The sequence below is a fragment of the Streptomyces marianii genome (assembly GCF_005795905.1).
GTDB lineage: Bacteria > Actinomycetota > Actinomycetes > Streptomycetales > Streptomycetaceae > Streptomyces > Streptomyces marianii.
The window spans coordinates 2,947,817-2,968,057 of sequence record NZ_VAWE01000001.1; the positions used below are offsets into that span (position 1 = coordinate 2,947,817).

Here is a 20,241-nt window from a genome sequence, read left to right on the forward strand (position 1 = left end):
GTCTCGTTTTGACAACATCAACGCATGCGCCCAGCCCGAAATCCGGACAAAACGATCACAGACAGACACCCGCGAACCGGACTGATAGCACATGTTCCGGTGATCACCGTTCGCTAAGCGGACGCAAAGGTCAGGGCCAAGAACCGAAATGGAGTTGACGAACGCGCCGGGTCCACAGGCCTGGGCCGACGGCCGACTCGGCTCCCGACACCCCTTCGCCGCCGGGGCACACCGCCGGCGGGCACGGGACCGCTCTTCACGGCGTGGGTGCACCCGGCGGTCGACGGGCAGCACTTCGGCCCGTACCGCTCCGTGGAGCGGTACGGGCCGAAGGGACGTGTCCGGGCCGGCGGCGGCCGTATGCGGCGCGCGTCCGGCCGTGCTCGACTCGCGTCAGCCGGGCCAAGCGCGCATCAGGCCGTGCTCGGCGAGCGTCCGCGCGTCAGCCGTGCTTGGCGCGGGAGGCGGCGCGGGCGCGCTCGCGGGCGTCCAGGTTCACCTTGCGGATGCGCACGGCCTCCGGGGTCACCTCGACGCACTCGTCGTCACGGCAGAACTCCAGCGACTGCTCCAGCGAGAGCTTGCGCGGCGGGACGATGGACTCCGCCACATCGGCCGTGGAGGAGCGCATGTTCGTGAGCTTCTTCTCCTTGGTGATGTTCACGTCCATGTCGTCCGAGCGGGAGTTCTCGCCGACGATCATGCCCTCGTAGACCTCGGTGCCCGGCTCGATGAACAGCACGCCGCGCTCCTGGAGGTTCGTCATCGCGAACGCGGTGACGGCACCGGAACGGTCGGCGACCAGCGAGCCGTTGTTGCGGGTCTGCAGGTTGCCGAACCACGGCTCGTGGCCCTCGTGGATCGAGTGGGCGATGCCCGTACCGCGGGTGTTCGTCAGGAACTCGGTACGGAAGCCGATCAGACCGCGGGACGGCACCACGAACTCCATGCGGACCCAGCCGGAGCCGTGGTTCGACATGTTGTCCATGCGGCCCTTGCGCACGCCCATGAGCTGGGTGACGGCGCCCATGTGCTCCTCGGGCACGTCGATGGTCATACGCTCGACCGGCTCGTGCAGCTTGCCGTCGACCTCCTTGGTGACCACCTGGGGCTTGCCGATCGTCAGCTCGAAACCCTCCCGGCGCATGGTCTCGACGAGGATCGCCAGGGCCAGCTCGCCGCGGCCCTGGACCTCCCAGGCGTCGGGGCGCTCGGTGTCGAGGACGCGGAGCGAGACGTTGCCGATGAGCTCGCGGTCGAGGCGGTCCTTCACCTGGCGGGCGGTGACCTTGCGGTCCTTGACGCCGCCCTTGTTGTCCGCGCCCTTGCCGGTGGCGCCGCGGCCCACGAGGGGTGAGGTGTTCGTGCCGATGGTCATGGAGATCGCCGGCTCGTCGACCGTGATCAGCGGCAGCGCCACCGGGTTCTCCGGGTCGGCCAGGGTCTCACCGATCATGATGTCGGGGATGCCCGCGACGGCGCAGATGTCGCCGGGGCCCGCGACCTCGGCGGGCTTGCGGGTGAGCGCCTCGGTCATCATCAGCTCGGAGATGCGGACGTTGGAGATCGAGCCGTCGCGCTTGATCCACGCCACGGTCTGGCCCTTGCGGAGTTCGCCCTGCTCGACGCGCAGCAGCGCGATACGGCCGAGGAAGTTGTCGGCGTCGAGGTTGGTGACGTGGGCCTGGAGGGGGGCGTCCTCGTCGTAGGTGGGGGCGGGGATGTGCTCCAGGACGGTGGAGAAGAACGGCTCCAGGTTCTCGCTGTCGGCCGGGACGGTGCCGTCCTCCGGCTTGGTCAGCGACGCGATGCCGTCACGGCCGCAGGCGTAGACGATCGGGAACTCGATCTGGTCCTCGTCGGCGTCCAGGTCGAGGAAGAGGTCGTAGGTCTCGTTGACCACCTCGTCGATCCGGGAGTCCGGACGGTCGGTCTTGTTGATGCACAGGATGACGGGCATCCGGCGCTGGAGCGCCTTGCGGAGCACGAAGCGCGTCTGCGGGAGCGGGCCCTCCGAAGCGTCCACCAGCAGCACCACGCCGTCGACCATCGACAGACCGCGCTCGACCTCGCCGCCGAAGTCGGCGTGGCCGGGGGTGTCGATGATGTTGATGGTGATCGGGGCCCCGCCGTCCTTGGGGTGGTACTTCACCGCTGTGTTCTTGGCGAGGATCGTGATGCCCTTCTCACGCTCCAGGTCGTTCGAGTCCATGACCCGGTCGTCGACGGAGTCGAGCTGGTGCGCGGCGAAGGCTCCGGCCTGCTTCAGCATGGCGTCGACGATGGTCGTCTTGCCGTGGTCGACGTGGGCGACGATGGCGACGTTGCGGATGTCGTGGCGCGTGGGCATGGGTGGCTTGCGCTTCTCTCGGATCGTGGGATGCGGCGTCTGTTTCCTGTTACGCCCGCCGGGCGGACGCGCCACGGCTGTGTCCATGGTACGGGGCCGCCGCGCGGAGGGCTTCCCGGCCCGATCCGACCCGGTACGACCTTGCCCGCCGGGAGCTCCGGCGGGCAAGGGAATTGAACTGCTCCTGAGGTCCGGATCACCGGAGGGGACCGTTCCGCCGTAGCGGCCACCGTGATCGGCGAACACGGGGCCCAGGGCGGCGGAGCCGGTCCGGCACGGGCCTGCCGCCGGCGCTTCCTTCACCGGACGGGTGGGCCGGCACCGGGCGGCCGCCGCCACACGCCGCACCGGGACCGGCGGGCCCCGCCGGGGTGGACGCTCCGCACGGCGGCGCGGCCGGGCCGCCGTGCGGAGCAGTCCGGCCGCACCGCCGGAGCCGTCACCTCCTGGAATCCGCCCCCGCCCCGTGCGCCGGCTTCGCCTTCACGAAGCCGATGTCCTGGTAGCGCGGTGCCGAGAAGCCGAAGGCGCCTGCGTTGGCGAGGTCGTACTTGGCGGCCACCAGCTCCGGGCGCTGGTAGAGGGGGATGGACGCCGCCGCGGCCCAGATGCGGGCGTCGACCTGCTTCATCAGGTCGCGGGACTTCCTCTCGTCCAACTCGGAGACGGCCTCGGCGAAGAGCTGGTCGATACGGTCCGTCCCGACCCGGGTGTAGTTCTGCTCCACCAGTAGCGACCCGTCCGTCGCGGGCTCGGGCTTGGCGTAGATCGGACGGGCGTCCGTCGCCGGGTAGGCCGTGGCCGGCCAGGACCAGAGGGCGAGGTCGTAGTGCCCGGAGGCGATGTGGTCCTTGAAGAAGCTGTCCTCGGCGACCTTCTTCACCTCGGTCCGGATCCCCACCCCGTCGAGCATCCTGCGGATGCGGTCCCCGACCGCGCGCAGCGGCTCGGAGCCCGGGCCGGAGGGCAGCACGAAGCGGAGGCTGAGCGGCTCGCCGTCCTTCCCGAGCGGTCCCGCGACCGGGCTCCGGCCCGGGGCCCTGGTGCCGACCGGCGCGTAGGCGCCCGCGACCCCGCCATCCCGCTTGTGCGCCTCGGGCATCGCCTTGTCCCCGTCACTGCCGGCGGGGGCCGCCACGGGACGGCCGGCGCCGGGCTTGTCGTCCCCGCCCGCGGCGGGGGCGACCGCGCCGACGGCCCCGGAGCGGGCACCGCCTCCGGCCACCGGGCTCGGCGAGGCGCTGGGCGACGCCGGGCCACCGGCGGAGGGCGAGCCGCCCGCGGCGGGGCCGCCCGGAGACGCGCTCTGCGCCGCCGGACCCTGCGCGGAGGGACTCTGCGCCGTCGGGCCGCTCCCGGCCGCCGGGCTCTTCTCGGGTCCCGCCTTCGTATCGGACTCGGCCGCCCGGGCGCCCTCCCGGGTCCAGCCCGCGTCGGCGAGCAGCGCCTGGGCCTCCGCGGTGTCCTGGCCGCCGAGGGCGCCACTGCTGTCGGCGTACCCCGGCTGCCCCGCGAGCGCGAGGTGGCTGCCTACGGGCTTCACGGGCAGGCCGAGGGGCTTCAGCACCGTCTCGGCGAGCTCCCGGCGGTCCAGGGCCCGGGCCACGGCGCGCCGCACCCGCTCGTCCGCCAGCGGCCCCGACTCGCCGTTGAGCGCGAGCTGGGTGTACGCGGGCTCCAGGGACTTGCGGACCACGAATCCGCGCAGCGCAGTCTGCTCGCTGGTGTACCTTGCCGGTCCGGCGTCTCCGCGCTCGCGTGCGAGCAGCGCGCTCCCGTCCGCGCCGACGCTCTTGGCGGAACGTTTCTGCTCGGAGTCGGCGGGCTCCCCCGCCTCCGCTGCCGCGCCCGGCCCGCTGTCGCCGCTGCCGCCCCCCTGGCCCTTGCGTGCCACGGCGATACGGTCCGCGACGCCCCGGTCGATCTCGGCCAGATCGACGGCGCCGGTGGCGAGCGCCGCGGCACGCCGGTCGCGCGGCACCGCCCGCAGTACGAGCGAGTCGAGCTTGGCCGGGTCGCCCCACCAGCGCGGGTTGCGGACGAGAGTGACGGTGCCGTCCTCGCCGTCGACCTTCTGCAGGGCGAAGGGCCCCGCGGTCACCGGCAGCTCCGTGCGGGCCCCGTCGTTGAAGGACGCGGGGGCGCCCATGGTCTCCTTCGGGTAGAGCGGGGAGAACAGTGATCGCCAGTCGGCGTACGGCCTGGCGAAGGTGACCCTGACCTCCAGGTCGCTCTTGCCGCGCTCGATCTTCTCGATGCGCTCGTAACCGGCGTTGCGCGCCGTCCAGTACGCCGAGTCCTTGCCGTTCAGCGCCCGCCACTGGGCGACGAAGTCCGGCGCGCCGATCTCCCGCCCGTCGGTCCAGACGGCTTCCTGGTTGAGCTTGTAGAGCACGACCTGCTTGGGCTCGCGGTCCACGAGTTCGGCCGACTCCAGGTAGTCGGGGTTGAGCTGCGGACGGCCCCGCTGGTCCAGCGTGAAGAGGGAGGGGAGCACGGCACCGGCGACGCGGGCGGTGGCGCCGTCCGCGTCGGCCTGGAACGCGTTGAGCGTGGTGGGTACGGAGTCGACGGCCCACCGCAGTGTGCCGCCCTGCTCGACCTGGTTGCGCCCGGCGTGGCCGATGTCCGCGGGCACCACCACGGCCTCCGCCCCGCCCTCCCCGGAGGTGCAGCCGGCCAGCACCGGCAGGACGAGCACGCCGCTCGTGAGCAGTGACACCGAGCGCGGCGTGCGGGAGCGGCCGGACCGGGTCCGGGAGGTGCGGAAGCAGGGCGTACGGGAGCATGTCCTCCCGCGTGGGGCGTCGACCTCGGACATGACATGTACCCCTTCGTCCGGTTTGCTTGCCTATGGTGAATTTTGGTGATGATCACACCTATTGCGCCTACACTGAAGGGGACGGAGGGCGGAGCGTGACGCCGACACGACGGAGCGACTCGAAAATCCCACCCATGCGGCCGCACGGGGAGCCCCTAACGGGTGGCGCGTGGCGCGAATCAGTGCACACGCCTTCACAAGGAGGGATGTGACGCGCAACACTCGCAGGCGCACACACAGCCCTCTGGGGGACAGCCCCAGACACCCGCATGCCACCCGCGACCGCGGAAGTGAGGGCAGTTCATGTCCCTGCAGGACGAGTTGACGGATGTCAAACGCCGTCTCGACGACCTGACCCGAACGGTCGAACGGCTGGAGCGGAGCCTCACGCACACGCGGGAGGACTCACCCCGGACCCAGCCGGCCGGCCGCCCCGAAGACCTGGTCACCATTCCCGACACCCCGTACGACAGTTCGCTGTGGACGGACTCGGACGACGAAGGCCTGGGTGCGCGCGACCGGCACGCGCCCTAGGAGCTTCGTTGGCCACTGGCACCGAACCTCATACCGACACGGGTGTACGCGGCGCCACGCGCGCCGCCATCGCCACCCGCCACCTCAGGACCGACCGCTGGTGGCTCGCGCCCGCCGCGACCGCCGGCGGTCTGCTCGCCTTCATCGTCTACTCGACCTGGCGGGCCTTCGCGAACAGCGACTACTACGCCGCGCCGTACGTCTCGCCGTTCTACTCGCCCTGTCTCGCCGAGAACTGCGTGCCCATGAAGGGCGGCCCCAACTGGGAGATCTTCGGCAGCTGGTGGGGCCTGTCCCCCGCCCTGCTGATCCTGATCTTCCCGCTGGGCTTCCGGCTGACCTGCTACTACTACCGCAAGGCCTACTACCGGGGCTTCTGGGCCTCGCCCCCGGCCTGTGCGGTCGCCGAGCCGCACGCGAAGTACACCGGTGAGACCCGCTTCCCGCTGATCCTGCAGAACATGCACCGCTACTTCTTCTACGCGGCGCTACCGGTGGCGGGCATCCTCACCTACGACACGGTGCTCGCCTTCCGCGACGAGTCCTACGCCTGGGGCCACATGGGCCTCGGCACCCTGGTGTTCCTCGTCAACATCGTGCTGATCTGGGCGTACACCCTGTCCTGTCACTCCTGCCGGCACATCATCGGCGGCCGGCTGCGGCACTTCTCCAAGCACCCGGTGCGCTACCGGATGTGGGGGTTCGTGGGCAGGCTGAACGAGCGTCACATGCTGCTCGCCTGGGCGTCGTTGATCAGTGTGGCCCTCGCCGACTTCTACGTGTACCTGCTCGCCTCCGGCGCCTTCGCCGATCCGCGCTTCTTCTAGGGGAAAGGTGCTCACCGATGACTGAGCTCGAACGGCAGCAGTGGGATGTTGTCGTCGTGGGCGCGGGTGGTGCGGGACTGCGGGCCGCCATCGAGGCGCGTGCGGCGGGCGCTCGTACGGCCGTCATCTGCAAGTCCCTGTTCGGCAAGGCCCACACCGTGATGGCGGAGGGCGGGATCGCCGCCTCCATGGGCAATGTGAACTCCCACGACAACTGGCAGGTCCACTTCCGCGACACCATGCGCGGGGGCAAGTTCCTCAACCAGTGGCGGATGGCGGAGCTGCACGCCCAGGAGGCTCCCGACCGGGTCTGGGAGCTGGAGACCTGGGGCGCGCTCTTCGACCGCACCAAGGACGGGAAGATCTCCCAGCGCAACTTCGGCGGCCACGAGTACCCGCGGCTGGCGCACGTCGGCGACCGGACCGGGCTGGAGCTGATCCGGACCCTCCAGCAGAAGGTCGTCGCGCTCCAGCAGGAGGACGAGAAGGAGTTCGGCGACTACGAGGCCCGCCTCAAGGTCTTCCAGGAGTGCACCGTGACCCGGGTACTCAAGGACGGCGACAGGGTGTCGGGCGCGTTCTGCTACGAGCGCGAGTCCGGGCGCTTCTTCGTGCTGGAGGCCCCGGCGGTCGTGCTGGCCACCGGCGGCATCGGCAAGTCCTTCAAGGTGACCTCCAACTCCTGGGAGTACACCGGCGACGGGCACGCGCTGGCCCTGCTCGCGGGCGCGCCGCTGCTGAACATGGAGTTCGTGCAGTTCCATCCGACCGGAATGGTGTGGCCGCCCTCGGTGAAGGGCATCCTCGTCACCGAGTCGGTGCGGGGCGACGGAGGGGTGCTGCGCAACTCCGAGGGCAAGCGGTTCATGTTCGACTACGTCCCGGACGTCTTCAAGGAGAAGTACGCGGAGACGGAGGAGGAGGGAGACCGCTGGTACGAGGACCCGGACAACAACCGGCGCCCTCCCGAGCTACTCCCCCGCGACGAGGTCGCCCGGGCCATCAACGCCGAGGTGAAGGCGGGCCGCGGCTCACCGCACGGCGGCGTGTTCCTGGACGTCTCCACCCGGATGCCGGCCGACGTGATCAAACGCCGGCTGCCGTCCATGTACCACCAGTTCAAGGAGCTGGCGGACGTGGACATCACCGCGGAGGCCATGGAGGTCGGGCCGACCTGCCACTACGTGATGGGCGGTATCGCGGTCGACTCGGACACCGCGTCGGCGGTCGGCGTGCCCGGCCTGTACGCGGCGGGCGAGGTCGCCGGCGGCATGCACGGCTCCAACCGGCTCGGCGGCAACTCCCTCTCGGACCTGCTGGTCTTCGGCCGACGCGCCGGACTGCACGCCGCGGAGTACGCGGCCGGCCTCGCCGGGCAGCGGCCCCCGGTCGACGAGGGGCAGATCGACGCGGCCGCGGCGGAGGCGCTGCGGCCCTTCAGCGCCGGGGGCCCCGAGCCGGACGCCCCGCAGGAGAACCCGTACACGCTCCACCAGGAGCTCCAGCAGACGATGAACGACCTGGTCGGCATCATCCGGCGGGAGTCCGAGATGGGGCAGGCGCTGAAGCGGCTCGCCGACCTGCGGGGCCGTGCCCGGCGGGCGGGCGTGGAGGGCCACCGCCAGTTCAATCCGGGCTGGCACCTCGCCCTGGACCTGCGGAACATGCTGCTGGTCAGCGAGTGCATCGCCCGGTCCGCCCTGGAGCGCACCGAGAGCCGCGGCGGCCACACCCGCGAGGACTACCCCGCGATGGAGCGGGAGTGGCGCCGGATCAACCTGCTGTGCCGGCTCGCCGACCGCTCGGGGTCCTTCGGACCGGTGGAGCCCGGTGCTCCGGCCGCCGATCCCGTCGTCCGCGGCCAGATCGACCTCGTGCGGAAGACCACCGAGCCCATCCGCCACGACCTGCTCGCCCTCTTCGAGAAGGAAGAGCTGGTCAAGTACCTCGCCGAAGAGGAGCTGTACGAATGAGCACGTACGACGCTCGGTTCAGGGTCTGGCGGGGCGACCAGGACGGCGGGGGCCTCGAGGACTTCACGGTCGAGGTCAACGACGGCGAGGTCGTCCTCGACATCGTCCATCGGCTGCAGGCCACCCAGGCACCGGATCTCGCGGTGCGCTGGAACTGCAAGGCGGGCAAATGCGGTTCGTGCAGTGCGGAGATCAACGGGCGTCCCCGGCTGATGTGCATGACCCGCATGTCGGTCTTCGACCGTGCCGAGACCATCACGGTGACCCCGCTGCGCGCCTTCCCGGTGGTGCGCGACCTGGTCACGGACGTGTCGTTCAACTACTCCAAGGCCCGTGAGGTGCCGTCCTTCGTGCCGCCGCAGGGCGTCGCGGCGGGTGAGTACCGGATGCAGCAGATCGACGTGGACCGCTCCCAGGAGTTCCGCAAGTGCATCGAGTGCTTCCTGTGCCAGGACACCTGTCATGTGGTGCGTGACCACGAGGAGAACAAGGCGGCCTTCGCCGGGCCGCGTTTCCTGATGCGCGTGGCCGAACTCGACATGCACCCGCTGGACGCGGCCGCCGAGTCGGGCCTCGACCGCAAGCGCACCGCCCAGGAGGACCACGGTCTGGGCTACTGCAACATCACCAAGTGCTGCACGGAGGTGTGCCCCGAAGGCATCCACATCACGGACAACGCCCTGATCCCACTCAAGGAGCGCGCGGTCGACCGGAAGTACGACCCGCTGGTGTGGCTGGGCAGCAGGATCCGCCGCCGGGGCGAGCACACCACGTAGCACCCGCTCACCCCTCCGTGCCCGGACGTCCGCGTCCGGGCACGGACGTGTCCGGCGGAAGCGTGTCCGGGCACGGACGTGTCCGGCGGAGGCGTCCGGTCCGTAACGCCGGACCGTCCGCCCCCGGCGTCAGAACATGCTCAGCAGTTGCTCCACGCTCGGCTCGGCCGTCGAGTCGCCGTCGGGCAGGGCGAGTTCGAACCACACCGTCTTGCCCCGGGGCGTGCGGCGGGAGCCCCAGGCGGCGCTCAGCAGGCCGACCAGCTGCAGCCCCCGGCCGCCCTCGTCGGTGTCCCGGGCCCGCCGGCGCCGCGGCTGTACGAGGCCGGCGTCCCACACCTCGCAGACGAGGGTGCGGTCACGCAGCAGCCGCAGCCGGATCTCGCCCTCGCCGTAGCGCAGGGCGTTGGTGACGAGCTCGCTGACGAGCAGCTCGACCGTGTCGACGAGCGGATCGAGGTCCCAGGCACTGAGCTGGGCCCGGGCCAGCTCGCGGGCGCGGCCCACCGACCGCGGTTCGCGCGGCAGCCGCCAGTCCCCCACGGCCTCGGTCGCCAGGCCCTGGATACGGGCCATCAGCAGCGCGATGTCGTCCTCGCCGTGCCTCGTGTCGAGCGTGGCGAGCACGTGGTCGCAGACGTCCTCGAGCGAACGGGAGCGGGACCCGCGGTCGAGGACGGCGGGCGTTCCGCCGTCCGTCCCACCGGCCGTACCGTCGGGGGAACGGGGCTCCGGTACGGAGCGGGCCGGCTCGGTCAGGGCGCGGCGGAAGGCGCTGAGCCCCTCGTCCAGCGGATGGTCACGCGACTCGACGAGCCCGTCCGTGTACAGCGCGAGCAGTGCGCCCTCCGGAAGCTCGACCTGGACCTCCTCGAAGGGCTCGCCGCCCACCCCGAGCGGCATCCCGGGCGGTACGTCGAGCATCAGCGCCTCCTCGCCCGGTTCGACGAGGACGGGCGGCAGATGGCCCGCGTTGGCGAAGGTGCAGCGCCGCGTCACGGGGTCGTACACGGCGTAGACGCACGTCGCCAGGTACACCTCGGAGAGTTCGGGCCCGCGGGACTTGTGGGCGACCCGGGAGGCCTGCTGGGCGCCGCTCGGCGTGCCGAGTCCGCGGGCGATCTCGTCGAGCGCGGAGAGCACCTCCGCGGGCTCCAGGTCCAGCAGGGCCAGCGTCCTCACGGCGGTGCGGAGTTCTCCCATGGCGACTGCGGCGCGCAGGCCCCGTCCCATGACGTCGCCGACGACGAGGGCGGTGCGGTGGCCGGGGAGCTCGATGACGTCGAACCAGTCCCCGCCGACCTCGGTGGCGGTGTTGCCGGGGAGGTAGCGGCAGGCGATGTCGAGGCCTGCGGCCTCCGGGTCACCGGGCGGCAGGAGGCTGCGCTGGAGGATCAGGGCGCGCTCGTGCTCGCGCCGGTACAGGCGGGCGTTGTCGATGCAGACCGCGGCTCGGGCAGCGAGCTCGACGGCGAGCGCCCGGTCGCGTTCGCCGAACGGCTCGCTGCCCTTGGCCCGGGAGAACTGGACGAGTCCGACGACCGTGTCGTGGGCGACCATCGGCACGGCCAGCGTGGACTGGACCAGGCTGCCGTCCTCGCCGGGGATGGCGCGGACCCTGGCCGTACGCAGGGCGTCGGCGCAGGAGGAGCTGAAGGGGTAGTGGTGGACGGCGCCGACCTGGGGGCTGGCCGGCGTGCCCGCCCCCGAGGCGCCCCCGAGCAGGGTCTCGGAGACGGTGCTGGCGAAGGCGACGCGGCGCAGCTCGGCGCTGCCGCCGTAGCTCTCGGGCCGGGCGGGGCCCCAGCGTCCGGGCGGGGCCTCGTCGCCCGTGAGCAGTCCCTGGTAGAGGTCCACGGAGGCGAGGTCGCAGAAGCCGGGGACGGCGACGTCGAGCAGCTCGCGTGCGGTGGTCTCCAGGTCGAGGGAATTGCCGATCCGTGCGCTGGCCTCGTTGAGCAGGGCGAGGTTGCGGCGGGCGCTGGCGGCCTCGCGGGCCGCGATGTGACGGCGTGTCACGTCGATGCCGAGCCCCGCGACGCCGACGGGCCGGCCGGAACCGCTGTGCACGCGGTACAGGTTGACGGCCCAGTGCCGCCGGTCGGAGCTGCCGGGGGCGCTGCCGATGATCTGGAGGTCGGTGACGGACTCCCCGGTTTCCAGCACCCGCTGGAGGGCTGCGGTCATCCGCTCCGCCTCGGGGCGGGAGAGGTAGTCGTGCACGGTCCTGCCGCGGTGGTCCTCGGCGACGCCGCCGAAGACCGTGGCGAAGCGCTCATTGGTCCGCAGCACGGTGAGGTCCGTACCGAACAGGAGGAAGCCAAAAGGAGATTGACCGAAAATCGCCTGCGAAGCCGCGAGGTCCGTCTCGATCCGCCGGAGGGCGCGTACGTCGACGACGATACAGAGCGCGGCACGCTCGCCGCTCTCCGTCTCGCTCGGCATGACGTAGACCTCGGCCAGTCCGTGCGCACCGCCCTCGCCCGGCAGGCGGAACGGGACGAGTCCCGTCCACTCCTTTCCGTCCAGGACCTCGGCGACCTTGCGGTGGCCTCGCGGGCGGAGCTCGGAGGGGATGAAGACGTCGATGGGATCCTTGCCCCTGACGTCCTCGGCGGAGATGCCGAACTGCTCGGCCGCACGCCGGCTCCACTGGTCGACCAGCCCGTCCGGCCCGATCGAGAACGACGCGACCTTGATGTAGTCGTAGATGGAGCCGGGCGGACTGCTCTGCCACACCACGCCGCTCGCCGTCTCAGGTATCTCGCTCACGCGACCGTCCCCTCCAGCTCACCGCACCGGACCGGCCATGCCCGCAGTATTCAGCACTACGGCACCTGGCGGCACGGCGTTCACGATCACAGCACGGTCTCGTTCGTTTTGAGCCGAGCGGGCAGTGATCGTCGTCCCCCCACACTCCTAACCAGGCAAGGGCAGCTCGAACCACACGGTCTTGCCCGTTCTGCCTCGCCGCGTCCCCCAGCGGCAGGCCGCGCAGGCCACCAGCTGCAGCCCGCGTCCGCCCTCGTCATCGGGCCCGGCGGGACGCTCCATGGGCGGATCCGGAAGCGGGTCGGAGACTTCCACGAGCAGCGCGGGAGGTCGCGGCGGCGGCGTTCCGTCAACGACCGGCCGGATCAGACGAACCCCTATGGGCCCGGAGGTGTACCGAAGGGAATTGGTCACCAGCTCACTGACCAGGAGCACCGTCACATCGACCACGGCGGGCTCGAGACCCCACTTCCGCAGGGCGTCACGGACTGCGTGACGGGCGGAACGGACGGCGTCCGGGGCGGCAGGGAAGGTCCACTCGGCGGATGCGCCTTCGGTGTCGACCACGCCGACCACTTCCCGGACCTGCCACGGAATCCCGTCCACTTTGGGGCGGCATTCAGGACATACCCGATATTCGGTGCGAGATATCCCCGAGAGGGACGTGCGGTGACGCGAACGGCGCAGGAAATCAGCTGCGTGTTCTCCCCCGGTGGTCGCGGGACAGCCGGCGCACGGCCTCCTCGACGGCGGGGCGATCCTGGGGCAGCCAGTCCACGGCGTCCAGTTCGTCGACGGCGAGCCAGCGCAGCTCGTCGTGGTCCTCCAGCGGACGCGGCTGACCCGAGATCAGCCGTGCCGTCCAGACCTGGAGCACATAGCCGGGACCCAGCGGCCACTCGCCGGGCACCCGCTCGACCGGCTCGGCCTCCACCCCCAGCTCCTCGCGCAGCTCGCGCACGAGGGCCTCCTCGGGAGACTCACCGGGCTCGAGCTTGCCGCCGGGCAGCTCCCACCGTCCGGCGAACTCGGGCGGTGCGCTGCGGCGTGCGGCGAGCAGACGCCCCTGGTCGTAGAGGGCGCCGGCCACCACGACGCGGGCGTTCACGGGATCCTTCATGCGCGGGAGCGTAGCCCGCACGGCGCGCTCCTCCGGACCTCGGCCGCCCGCACGGCGGCCGAGGGGCGCGTTCAGGAGGGTGCCGTCTGCCCCATGTGCTCCACCCAGTAGAGCTGCTTGTGGGGCCGCGACCACCGAGGCTGTCCGCGATCTTCTGCGCCTCGTCCTGTGTGGCGTACCTTCCCACGCGATAGCGATTGCCGTTGTCGTCCTGGCGGATCACCAGCCAGGGCAGCATCGCGCCGCCGTCGGTCATCGCGCCTCTCCCGCCGCCGGCCTGCACTTCTCTAACGATCCCCAGGAAACCGCAGTCTGCATATGCCCGACCCTACGCCTGACCTTCACTCAGCGGATATGCGTTCTCACGAAGAGAGACGGATCCGGCCAGCATCCACTCCAGCCCGAGGGGCGCACATGGCCGAGTGCGCCCCTGCCTCACGTCTTTGCCGAGTGGCGGTCACGCCGGGGGAGGGTGGGACGCCCCGCTCGCCGGCGCCGAGACGGCCCGGCGGGTTCACGACCCGGAACCGGGACCGGGTGATGCGGCCTTTCGCCCTACGGCGCCGGTGCGCTCAACAGGCTGCGCGTCGGCGCGAGTCCGGCCACGGGAGACGCCGGGGACAACTCCCTTGCGCCGCACCGGTTCCTCTCGGCCCCAGCTCTGCGCGAGCCACGCGAAGGGGCCACGGGAAGAAGGCGGCACTGCGAGATCTGCGCACGGCCTGACGCCGGTCCGGGAGAGCTCCGGTCCGACTCTCGCGGCACCCCGGAGCCCGTGAACGCGCCCTGTGCGCCGCCCGCTTCGAAGGGGACCACCACCCCGAACCGGCGGTGCGTCACCGACCCCGAGGGCGACGAAGGGCGCCGACCTCCCCGGGCCGCGAAGACCGGCACACCGATGACGCACGCGCCGCGGGCCGGGGCACGCGGGTCAGCGCACCGGCAGGTGGTACGCGATCCGGAAGCGGTCGGCCGGGACCACCACGTCCGCCGTCTCGACGGCTCGTCCCGACGCGTAATAGGTGCGCTGGATGACCATGACCACATGGCCGGGCACCCCGCCGAGGGTCAGCAGTTCCTCCGCCAGCCCCGGCCGGGCGCCGACCTCCTCCACCACGTTGTCCACCACGAGGTCGATGGCGCCCATCCGCTCGACGACGCCGCAGCCGCCGAGCGGCCCCTCCTCGGGCAGCATCACCGGCGTGCGGCCCGTGATCGAGAGCGGCTCCCAGGAGGTGGACAGCATCGTCGGCTCGCCCGCGTCCCGGAAGACGTACCGCGTGCGCATCACGCGGTCACCGAGCGCGACGCCGAGCCTGCCCGCGACCGCGGCACTCGCCGGCTCCTGCTCGCTGCTCGACTCCCAGGTGCCGCGGGCGCCCTCCGCGGCCTGCTCCTGGCGGAAGGGGCTGGCGCCCGACGGCGGCCGGTAGCCCGACCGGGCGATGCGGCGCGGCACCGGACGCTCCCGCACGTACGTCCCCGAGCCGGATCTCCCCTCGACGAGCCCCTCGGCCATCAGCACCTTCCGCGCCTCCAGCGCGACGGTGTCCGAGACTCCGTACTCCTCCCGGATCCGGGCCTGCGAGGGGAGGCGGGTGTGCGGCGGCAGCGAGCCACTGACGATTTTCTGGCGGAGATCGCTCGCAACGCGCAGATAGGCGGGCTGCTCACCGAATGTCACTGGCCACTCCCAACAGGTTGACAGACAGCAACAGCGTGGCAACCGACGGTTGATCCCCGCAAGTATGGGCCCAAGCGCTACGCGCAGTCACAGCCGCCCGGGAGACGGTCGCTCACCCCGGCGGGCGAGCGACTTCGCCCGTACGCACACCGCACCCTCGACCACAATGGTCCAGACCAATAACTTCGGGTGCGTACCGCGCACGGCAGCACGACCGCCCGTGGAAGCCCTCCGGCACACGCACAGGTCGCAGCTCCACCCCAGGGACTCGACTCCCCCACCGGGTGAAGCCGGTGGCCCCCTCGGAAGAAGGTCTGGTCGGGCGTCTACGGGCGGAACTTCCAGGTGGAGGACCTGGACACCAGCGGCACGGCCGCGAAGCCCACCCACATCACGGCGCGGGGGCCCGCGGCTCACGCGTGTCTGCGAGCCGCGGAGCTCAGACCGTCGTGCCGTCGCTCGGCAGCGGTTTCCCCTCCTCCGCGTCGTCCGCCTCCTCCGGCGGGTCCGTGGCGAGGCCGAGAGCGGAGCGGACAGCGATCTCGGTCTCCTGGCGGAAGGCGTCGCCCGCCTCCAGCGTGGCGTCCCAGAAGCTCTCCTCGTCCTGGGCCGCCGCCGCCCGGCGGAAGTGGCCGCGGGCCGCGTCGTACTCCTTCGCGCGGGCCAGCGCGTGTGTGCGGGCCGCCGCGGGCCAGGGGCCGGCGCGCAGTTCACGGGCCTCGGTTCCGAGCGTCCGCGCCATCCGCTCCGCCCAGGCGCGGTTGGCCTCCGGGTCGTCCTCGAAGAGGTCCTCCGGCTCCTCCCACCAGACGGTGTCCACGGCCAGCTCGCCCTCCAGGTAGGCGAGTTGCGCCGGGTCGAGCGTCGTCCGGTCGCTGCGGACGGAGGACGCGAGCTTCGGCTCGCCGCTCGCCAGCGCACAGGTGACGCTCCGGTCACCGAAGCGCCAGCTGTCCCTGGTCGGCATGTAGTAGTAGGGCTCCGCCGTCCCGGGAACGGCCCACCAGTCCAGTGCGTAGGCGGTGTTGATGTCCTCACACCGGCGCTCCGCCTCGGTCTCGACGGTCTTCTCCCCGGGCCACTCGTCGAACCTGTCGAGCGGGAAGGTACCGGTCACCTCGCCCTCATGCGGTCCCTCGCAGTCCACGATCCGGACGGACGCCGCCTCCTCGTCCTCCAGGCCGCGGCCCGGGGTGTCGAAGCACTGCCCGGTCCGCAGGTCGAACGTGGAGTCCGCAGCGGCGCTGTCGCGGGCCGCCTTGCGGAAGCCGTCCCACGCCTCACCGGCGGCGCCGGTGGCGAACGCGACGGTCACGAGGATCGTGCTGACGATGGAGAGCGCGGTGCCCGCGATCGCCAGGCCGCGGCCCTCGTCGCCCCTCTTCCTGATCTGCGCCAGCGCGACCAGTCCGAGGACGAGGCCGAGCGGGGGCAGACAGCACACGATGCCCGTCACGAGGGAGCCGACGGCGAAGCCGTTGGTGCCCGGCCGCCGCGGCACCGCCCCGTAGGGCGGGTAGGGCATTCCCGGCTGCACGCCCGCCGGCACCGGGTACGGGTACGGCGCCGGGGCGGGCTGCGGCGAGGACGGGGCGGGCGGCTGCGCCGGGCCGGACCCGCCCGGAGGCGTCCATCCCTGCGACGACGGTTCCACGGGTACGGCGCTCCTTGTGAAGATCATGCGAACATCTGCGCGGCTCAGCGGATCATACGGCGGGAGCCGGGCGACGGGCAGCCGTGATACGCGGAAGGGGCGGCCGCTCGGCGCGGCCGCCCCTCACTGCTCGATCAGGCGCCGGACCCGGCACGGTCCGGCGGTCCGGGCGTCAGAACTGAAGACCCCAGGAGTCGATCTTGCCGGTGTCCCACCAGGCGTTGTCGCTCACCCGCAGCTTCCAGGTGCCGTTCGCGACCTCCGAGGACGCGTTCACGGTGTACGTGGTGTTGATGTTGTCGCTGCTGCCGCCGGTGCCGTACGACTTCAGCGTGTACGCGGTGCCGTCCGGGGCGATGAGCTGGACCCGGAGGTCACCGATGTAGGTGTGGACGATGTTGACCGGCACCTGGAGTGCGGCGGGCGCGTTGCCCGAGACGCCGCTGACGGTGACGGGCGACTCCACGGTGGCGTTGTCGTTGATCGCGTAGTCGGTGGTGTTCTCGAACTTCGACCCGGGCGGCGGGGTCGTGCCGCCGCCGACGTACAGCAGCCGGTTCGGCGAGCCGGAGCCCGGGTTGCCGACCACGTTCGGGGTCGCCGCGGTGGTCAGTGCCGAGGACACCTGTGCCGGGGTGGCGGTCCGGTTGTCCGCCAGGTAGAGCGCGGCGGCACCGGCGACGTGCGGGGTGGCCATCGAGGTGCCGGAGATGGTGTTGGTCGCGGTGTCGCTGCTGTTCCACGCCGAGGTGATGGAAGAGCCCGGGGCGAAGACGTCCAGCGCGCTGCCGTAGTTGGAGAAGCTGGAACGGGCGTCGCTGCTGGTGGTGGATCCGACGGTGATGGCCTCGGCCACCCGGGCCGGGGAGTAGTTGGAGGCGTTGGCGCCGCTGTTGCCCGCCGCCACGGCGTACGTGACGCCGGACGCGATGGAGTTGCGGACGGCGGTGTCCAGCGCCGTGTCGACGCCGCCGCCGAGGCTCATGTTGGCGACGGCCGGCTTGACGGCGTTCTGCGTCACCCAGTCGATGCCCGCGACGACCTGGGCGGTCGTGCCGGAACCGGAGTTGTTGAGCACCCGGACGCCGACGACCTTCGCCTTCTTCGCGACACCGTAGGAGCCGCCGGCGACCGTGGCGGCGACGTGCGTGCCGTGGCCGTTGCCGTCCTGCGCCGTGTTGTCGTTGTCGATGGCGTCGTAGCCGTACGAGGCACGCCCACCGAAGTCGTTGTGGGTGATCCGCACACCGGTGTCGATGATGTACGCGGTGACGCCCTCGCCCGCGGAGTCGGGGTAGGTGTAGCTCTGGTCGAGCGGCAGCGCGCGCTGGTCGATGCGGTCCAGGCCCCAGGAAGGCGGGTTCGGCTGGGTACCGGAGATGCTGAACACCCGGTTCTGCACGACGGATTCGACGGCGGGGTCGGCGGCGAACTTCCTGGCCTGCGCCTCGGAGAGTTCGACGGCGTATCCGTTGAGGGCGGCGCTGTACGTCTTCTTGATCTTGGCGCCGTACTCCGCGGCGAGTTGCTTGCCCGCCTTGGATCCGGCGTCGGCGGCCGACTCGTCGAGGGTGACGATGTAGCTGCCTGCGATGGCACCGGGGGCGCCCGCGTTCTCGATCACGCCCACCGGGGCGGGCTCTGCCGCGGTGGCCGGGAGGGCGGAGGCGGCACCGAGTGCCAGGGCGGCGACGGCTGTCACGCTGGCCGCGGACAGTCTTCGCTGCGAGTTACGCATCACGGACATGTGAGGGGTCCTCCTCATAAGTGGTGCGCTGTCGTGGGGGTATATGACAGGGGCATGACAACTACACGCGGTGGGTGCCCGCGAACTCGCCGCGCCACTGCCGTCCCGAAAGGTTGGCTGATCCATAGGAATCCCACAAGAGTTCGGACCGCCCGTAACACGTGTGCCACACAACTGGCACGCTGGATCACATGACGGACTATCAGTGCCCGAAGTGCGGCGTACGTTCCCCGGTCGAGTCGCTCGCCTGGCGCTGCCCCCGGTGCCACGGCCCCTGGGACCTCGACTTCACCGCGGCGCCCGTCTCCCTCGACTCCCTCACGGGCAGGGTGGGTTCACTGTGGCGGTACGAGGAGGCGCTGCCGCTCGCCGCGACGGAGGCCACGGGCGGCGGCCCCGGAGCCGTCTCGCTCGGGGAGGGACGGACCCCGCTGGTCCCCCTCACCTCCACCGTCACCGCGAAGCTCGACTTCCTGATGCCGACCCTTTCCTTCAAGGACCGCGGCGCCGTCATGCTCGCCGAGCTCGCCCGCCGGCTGAAGCCGCGCCGCGTGATCGCCGACAGCAGCGGCAACGCGGGCACCTCGATCGCCGCCTACTGCGCCCGCGCGGGCCTGGACTGCACCGTGTACGTCCCGGCCGCGACCTCCCCGAAGAAGGTCGAGCAGATCGCCGCCCACGGGGCCCGGCTGGAGCTCGTCCCCGGCGACCGGGAGGCGACCGCACGCGCCGCGCGCTCGGCCGCCGACGAGGGCGGCGTCTTCTACGCCTCGCACGTCCACAACCCGTACTTCCTGCACGGCACGAAGACCTATGTGTACGAGATCTGGGAGGACCTCGGCGGCAGACTGCCCGAGGTTCTGGTCCTGCCCGTCGGCAACGGCACCCTGCTGCTCGGCGCCCACCTGGCCGTCGAGGAACTGCGCGCCCACGGGCTCATCGCGGAACGTCCGGCGCTCGTCGCGGTCCAGACGGCCGCGGTCGCCCCCCTGGCCTCGGCGTTCCACGCGGGGGCGGACGACATCACCCCGGCGGAGGCGGCACCCACCCTCGCCGAGGGCATCGCCATCCCCGCCCCGCCCCGGGCCCGCCAGATCCTCTCCGCCGTCCGCGCCGGCGGCGGCACCTTCCACACGGTGACGGACGACCGGATCCGCGCCGCCCAGCTCGACCTCGCCGCCCGCGGCCTGTTCGTCGAGCCCACGGGCGCGGCCTGCTGGGCGGCGATCCAGGCGCACGGCCTGGAGGGCCGCACGGCGGCGGTGCCGCTGTGCGGGGCGGGGGCGAAGACGGGGGTCGCAGCCGGGGGGTGACGGTTCGGACCCGGCGCCGGGCCGGGCCCCTGCTGTGGCCGGCCGACGAGCCGTGGCCGGTCTGCACCACGGTCCACTCCAAGGGCACGGGCCACCTCCTGCCCGACGTGCGCCTGCGGCGGCGCATCCAGAACGAGGCGCGAGGACGGGACTACACCGACGAGGAGCAACTGCTCCTGGAGGGTATGACGTGCGGACTCCACGTCCCGGATCTGGACGACGCAGACCCGTTGCCGCTTCTGGCCGTGGCCCAGCTCTACGCACGGGACGTGCCGGACCTCGTCGGGCCCGACGGATGCGACCTGCTCCAGGTGTTCTGGTGCCCCTTCGAGGTACACGGCCCGGACCGCACGATCGACGTGGTCCTCAAGTGGCGGCGTGCAGAGGATGTCGGCACCGCACTGACGCCGCAACCCGAACCGCCGGTCGCCGGCCGCGAGGTACGACGGCGGCTCACGAAGCTGGATGCCCGTCGAGGAGGACGCCGACGATGACCCGGGAGTCATCGATCCCGTCAGTGTCTATCTCGGCCGCGGCCAGATGCACGTCCACACCTGCCCGACCGACCCGACCCACCCTGCGAGCCTCAGGACAGGGTCACGGCCCGCATGAACACTAGTACTACAGGGCTAGATCTTGATCATCTGAAGCTGTAGCCGCCTTCTGAAAT

14 protein-coding genes and 1 pseudogene are annotated in these 20,241 nt (G+C 71.6%); 6 read left to right on the forward strand and 9 right to left on the reverse strand.

Features of this window, described 5'->3' with window-relative positions; all coding sequences use genetic code 11:
• Nucleotides 1–442 precede the first annotated feature (442 nt).
• A complete protein-coding gene (gene typA / locus FEF34_RS13160; RefSeq protein ID WP_138053365.1) occupies nucleotides 443–2,350 on the reverse strand; it encodes a translational GTPase TypA in 1,908 nt (635 codons plus the stop codon).
• A gap of 439 nt (nucleotides 2,351–2,789) precedes the next feature.
• The gene (locus tag FEF34_RS13165) at nucleotides 2,790–5,171 is read right to left on the reverse strand and encodes an ABC transporter family substrate-binding protein (protein ID WP_138053366.1); all 2,382 of its coding nucleotides are present in this window, start codon (nucleotides 5,169–5,171) and stop codon (nucleotides 2,790–2,792) included.
• A gap of 303 nt (nucleotides 5,172–5,474) precedes the next feature.
• Between FEF34_RS13165 and FEF34_RS13170 the strand changes: the two genes are divergently transcribed.
• The 4 genes from FEF34_RS13170 to FEF34_RS13185 are packed head-to-tail and all read left to right on the forward strand — an operon-like array spanning nucleotide 5,475 to nucleotide 9,281.
• Entirely contained in the window at nucleotides 5,475–5,705 is a 231-nt protein-coding gene (locus FEF34_RS13170; RefSeq protein WP_138053367.1) for a hypothetical protein, read from the forward strand.
• An 8-nt stretch (nucleotides 5,706–5,713) separates the two neighbouring features.
• Nucleotides 5,714–6,532 carry a hypothetical protein gene (locus FEF34_RS13175; protein ID WP_138053368.1) on the forward strand — a complete coding sequence of 273 codons (819 nt, stop codon included), beginning with the start codon at nucleotides 5,714–5,716 and terminating at the stop codon, nucleotides 6,530–6,532.
• A gap of 17 nt (nucleotides 6,533–6,549) precedes the next feature.
• Complete coding sequence (locus FEF34_RS13180) at nucleotides 6,550–8,505, forward strand: fumarate reductase/succinate dehydrogenase flavoprotein subunit (protein WP_138053369.1); 1,956 nt, start codon at nucleotides 6,550–6,552, stop codon at nucleotides 8,503–8,505.
• Entirely contained in the window at nucleotides 8,502–9,281 is a 780-nt protein-coding gene (locus FEF34_RS13185; protein WP_138053370.1) for a succinate dehydrogenase/fumarate reductase iron-sulfur subunit, read from the forward strand. Before FEF34_RS13180 ends, FEF34_RS13185 begins: the two co-directional genes overlap by 4 nt.
• 129 nt (nucleotides 9,282–9,410) lie before the next feature.
• Here the strand turns inward: FEF34_RS13185 and FEF34_RS13190 are convergent, their stop codons facing one another.
• The 7 genes and pseudogenes from FEF34_RS13190 to FEF34_RS13220 all read right to left on the reverse strand — a co-directional run bounded on the left by FEF34_RS13190 (nucleotide 9,411) and on the right by FEF34_RS13220 (nucleotide 18,258).
• Entirely contained in the window at nucleotides 9,411–12,053 is a 2,643-nt protein-coding gene (locus FEF34_RS13190) for a SpoIIE family protein phosphatase (RefSeq protein WP_138053371.1), read from the reverse strand.
• 147 nt (nucleotides 12,054–12,200) lie between these two features.
• On the reverse strand, nucleotides 12,201–12,629 hold the full coding sequence (locus tag FEF34_RS13195) for an ATP-binding protein (RefSeq protein WP_138057452.1): 429 nt from the start codon (nucleotides 12,627–12,629) through the stop codon (nucleotides 12,201–12,203).
• A gap of 115 nt (nucleotides 12,630–12,744) precedes the next feature.
• Nucleotides 12,745–13,173 (reverse strand): (deoxy)nucleoside triphosphate pyrophosphohydrolase, encoded by a 429-nt coding sequence (locus FEF34_RS13200; RefSeq protein WP_171052939.1) that lies wholly within the window; start codon nucleotides 13,171–13,173, stop codon nucleotides 12,745–12,747.
• Nucleotides 13,174–13,244: 71 nt separating this feature from the next.
• Nucleotides 13,245–13,429, reverse strand: a pseudogene (locus FEF34_RS42815) (SPOR domain-containing protein).
• 675 nt (nucleotides 13,430–14,104) lie between these two features.
• The gene (locus FEF34_RS13210; RefSeq protein WP_138053372.1) at nucleotides 14,105–14,857 is read right to left on the reverse strand and encodes a GntR family transcriptional regulator; all 753 of its coding nucleotides are present in this window, start codon (nucleotides 14,855–14,857) and stop codon (nucleotides 14,105–14,107) included.
• Between the two features lie 439 nt (nucleotides 14,858–15,296).
• Complete coding sequence (locus FEF34_RS13215; protein WP_138053373.1) at nucleotides 15,297–16,511, reverse strand: DUF4190 domain-containing protein; 1,215 nt, start codon at nucleotides 16,509–16,511, stop codon at nucleotides 15,297–15,299.
• Nucleotides 16,512–16,683: 172 nt separating this feature from the next.
• The gene (locus FEF34_RS13220) at nucleotides 16,684–18,258 is read right to left on the reverse strand and encodes a S8 family peptidase (RefSeq protein WP_138053374.1); all 1,575 of its coding nucleotides are present in this window, start codon (nucleotides 18,256–18,258) and stop codon (nucleotides 16,684–16,686) included.
• A gap of 191 nt (nucleotides 18,259–18,449) precedes the next feature.
• Here FEF34_RS13220 and FEF34_RS13225 point away from each other — a divergent pair, with 191 nt between their 5' ends.
• Both FEF34_RS13225 and FEF34_RS13230 read left to right on the forward strand, forming a co-directional pair.
• Complete coding sequence (locus tag FEF34_RS13225) at nucleotides 18,450–19,571, forward strand: pyridoxal-phosphate dependent enzyme (RefSeq protein WP_138053375.1); 1,122 nt, start codon at nucleotides 18,450–18,452, stop codon at nucleotides 19,569–19,571.
• The gene (locus tag FEF34_RS13230) at nucleotides 19,568–20,065 is read left to right on the forward strand and encodes a hypothetical protein (RefSeq protein WP_234042376.1); all 498 of its coding nucleotides are present in this window, start codon (nucleotides 19,568–19,570) and stop codon (nucleotides 20,063–20,065) included. The genes FEF34_RS13225 and FEF34_RS13230 overlap by 4 nt, the downstream gene beginning before the upstream one ends.
• Nucleotides 20,066–20,241 lie beyond the last annotated feature (176 nt).

Bases quoted from the DNA above. Each gene is read 5' to 3' on its own strand.
- typA (WP_138053365.1), bottom strand. From the start codon at position 2,350: ATGCCCACGCGCCACGACATCCGCAACGTCGCCATCGTCGCCCACGTC.
- FEF34_RS13165 (WP_138053366.1), bottom strand. From the start codon at position 5,171: ATGTCCGAGGTCGACGCCCCACGCGGGAGGACATGCTCCCGTACGCCC.
- FEF34_RS13170 (WP_138053367.1), top strand. From the start codon at position 5,475: ATGTCCCTGCAGGACGAGTTGACGGATGTCAAACGCCGTCTCGACGAC.
- FEF34_RS13180 (WP_138053369.1), top strand. From the start codon at position 6,550: ATGACTGAGCTCGAACGGCAGCAGTGGGATGTTGTCGTCGTGGGCGCG.
- FEF34_RS13185 (WP_138053370.1), top strand. From the start codon at position 8,502: ATGAGCACGTACGACGCTCGGTTCAGGGTCTGGCGGGGCGACCAGGAC.
- FEF34_RS13200 (WP_171052939.1), bottom strand. From the start codon at position 13,173: ATGAAGGATCCCGTGAACGCCCGCGTCGTGGTGGCCGGCGCCCTCTAC.
- FEF34_RS13220 (WP_138053374.1), bottom strand. From the start codon at position 18,258: ATGTCCGTGATGCGTAACTCGCAGCGAAGACTGTCCGCGGCCAGCGTG.
- FEF34_RS13225 (WP_138053375.1), top strand. From the start codon at position 18,450: ATGACGGACTATCAGTGCCCGAAGTGCGGCGTACGTTCCCCGGTCGAG.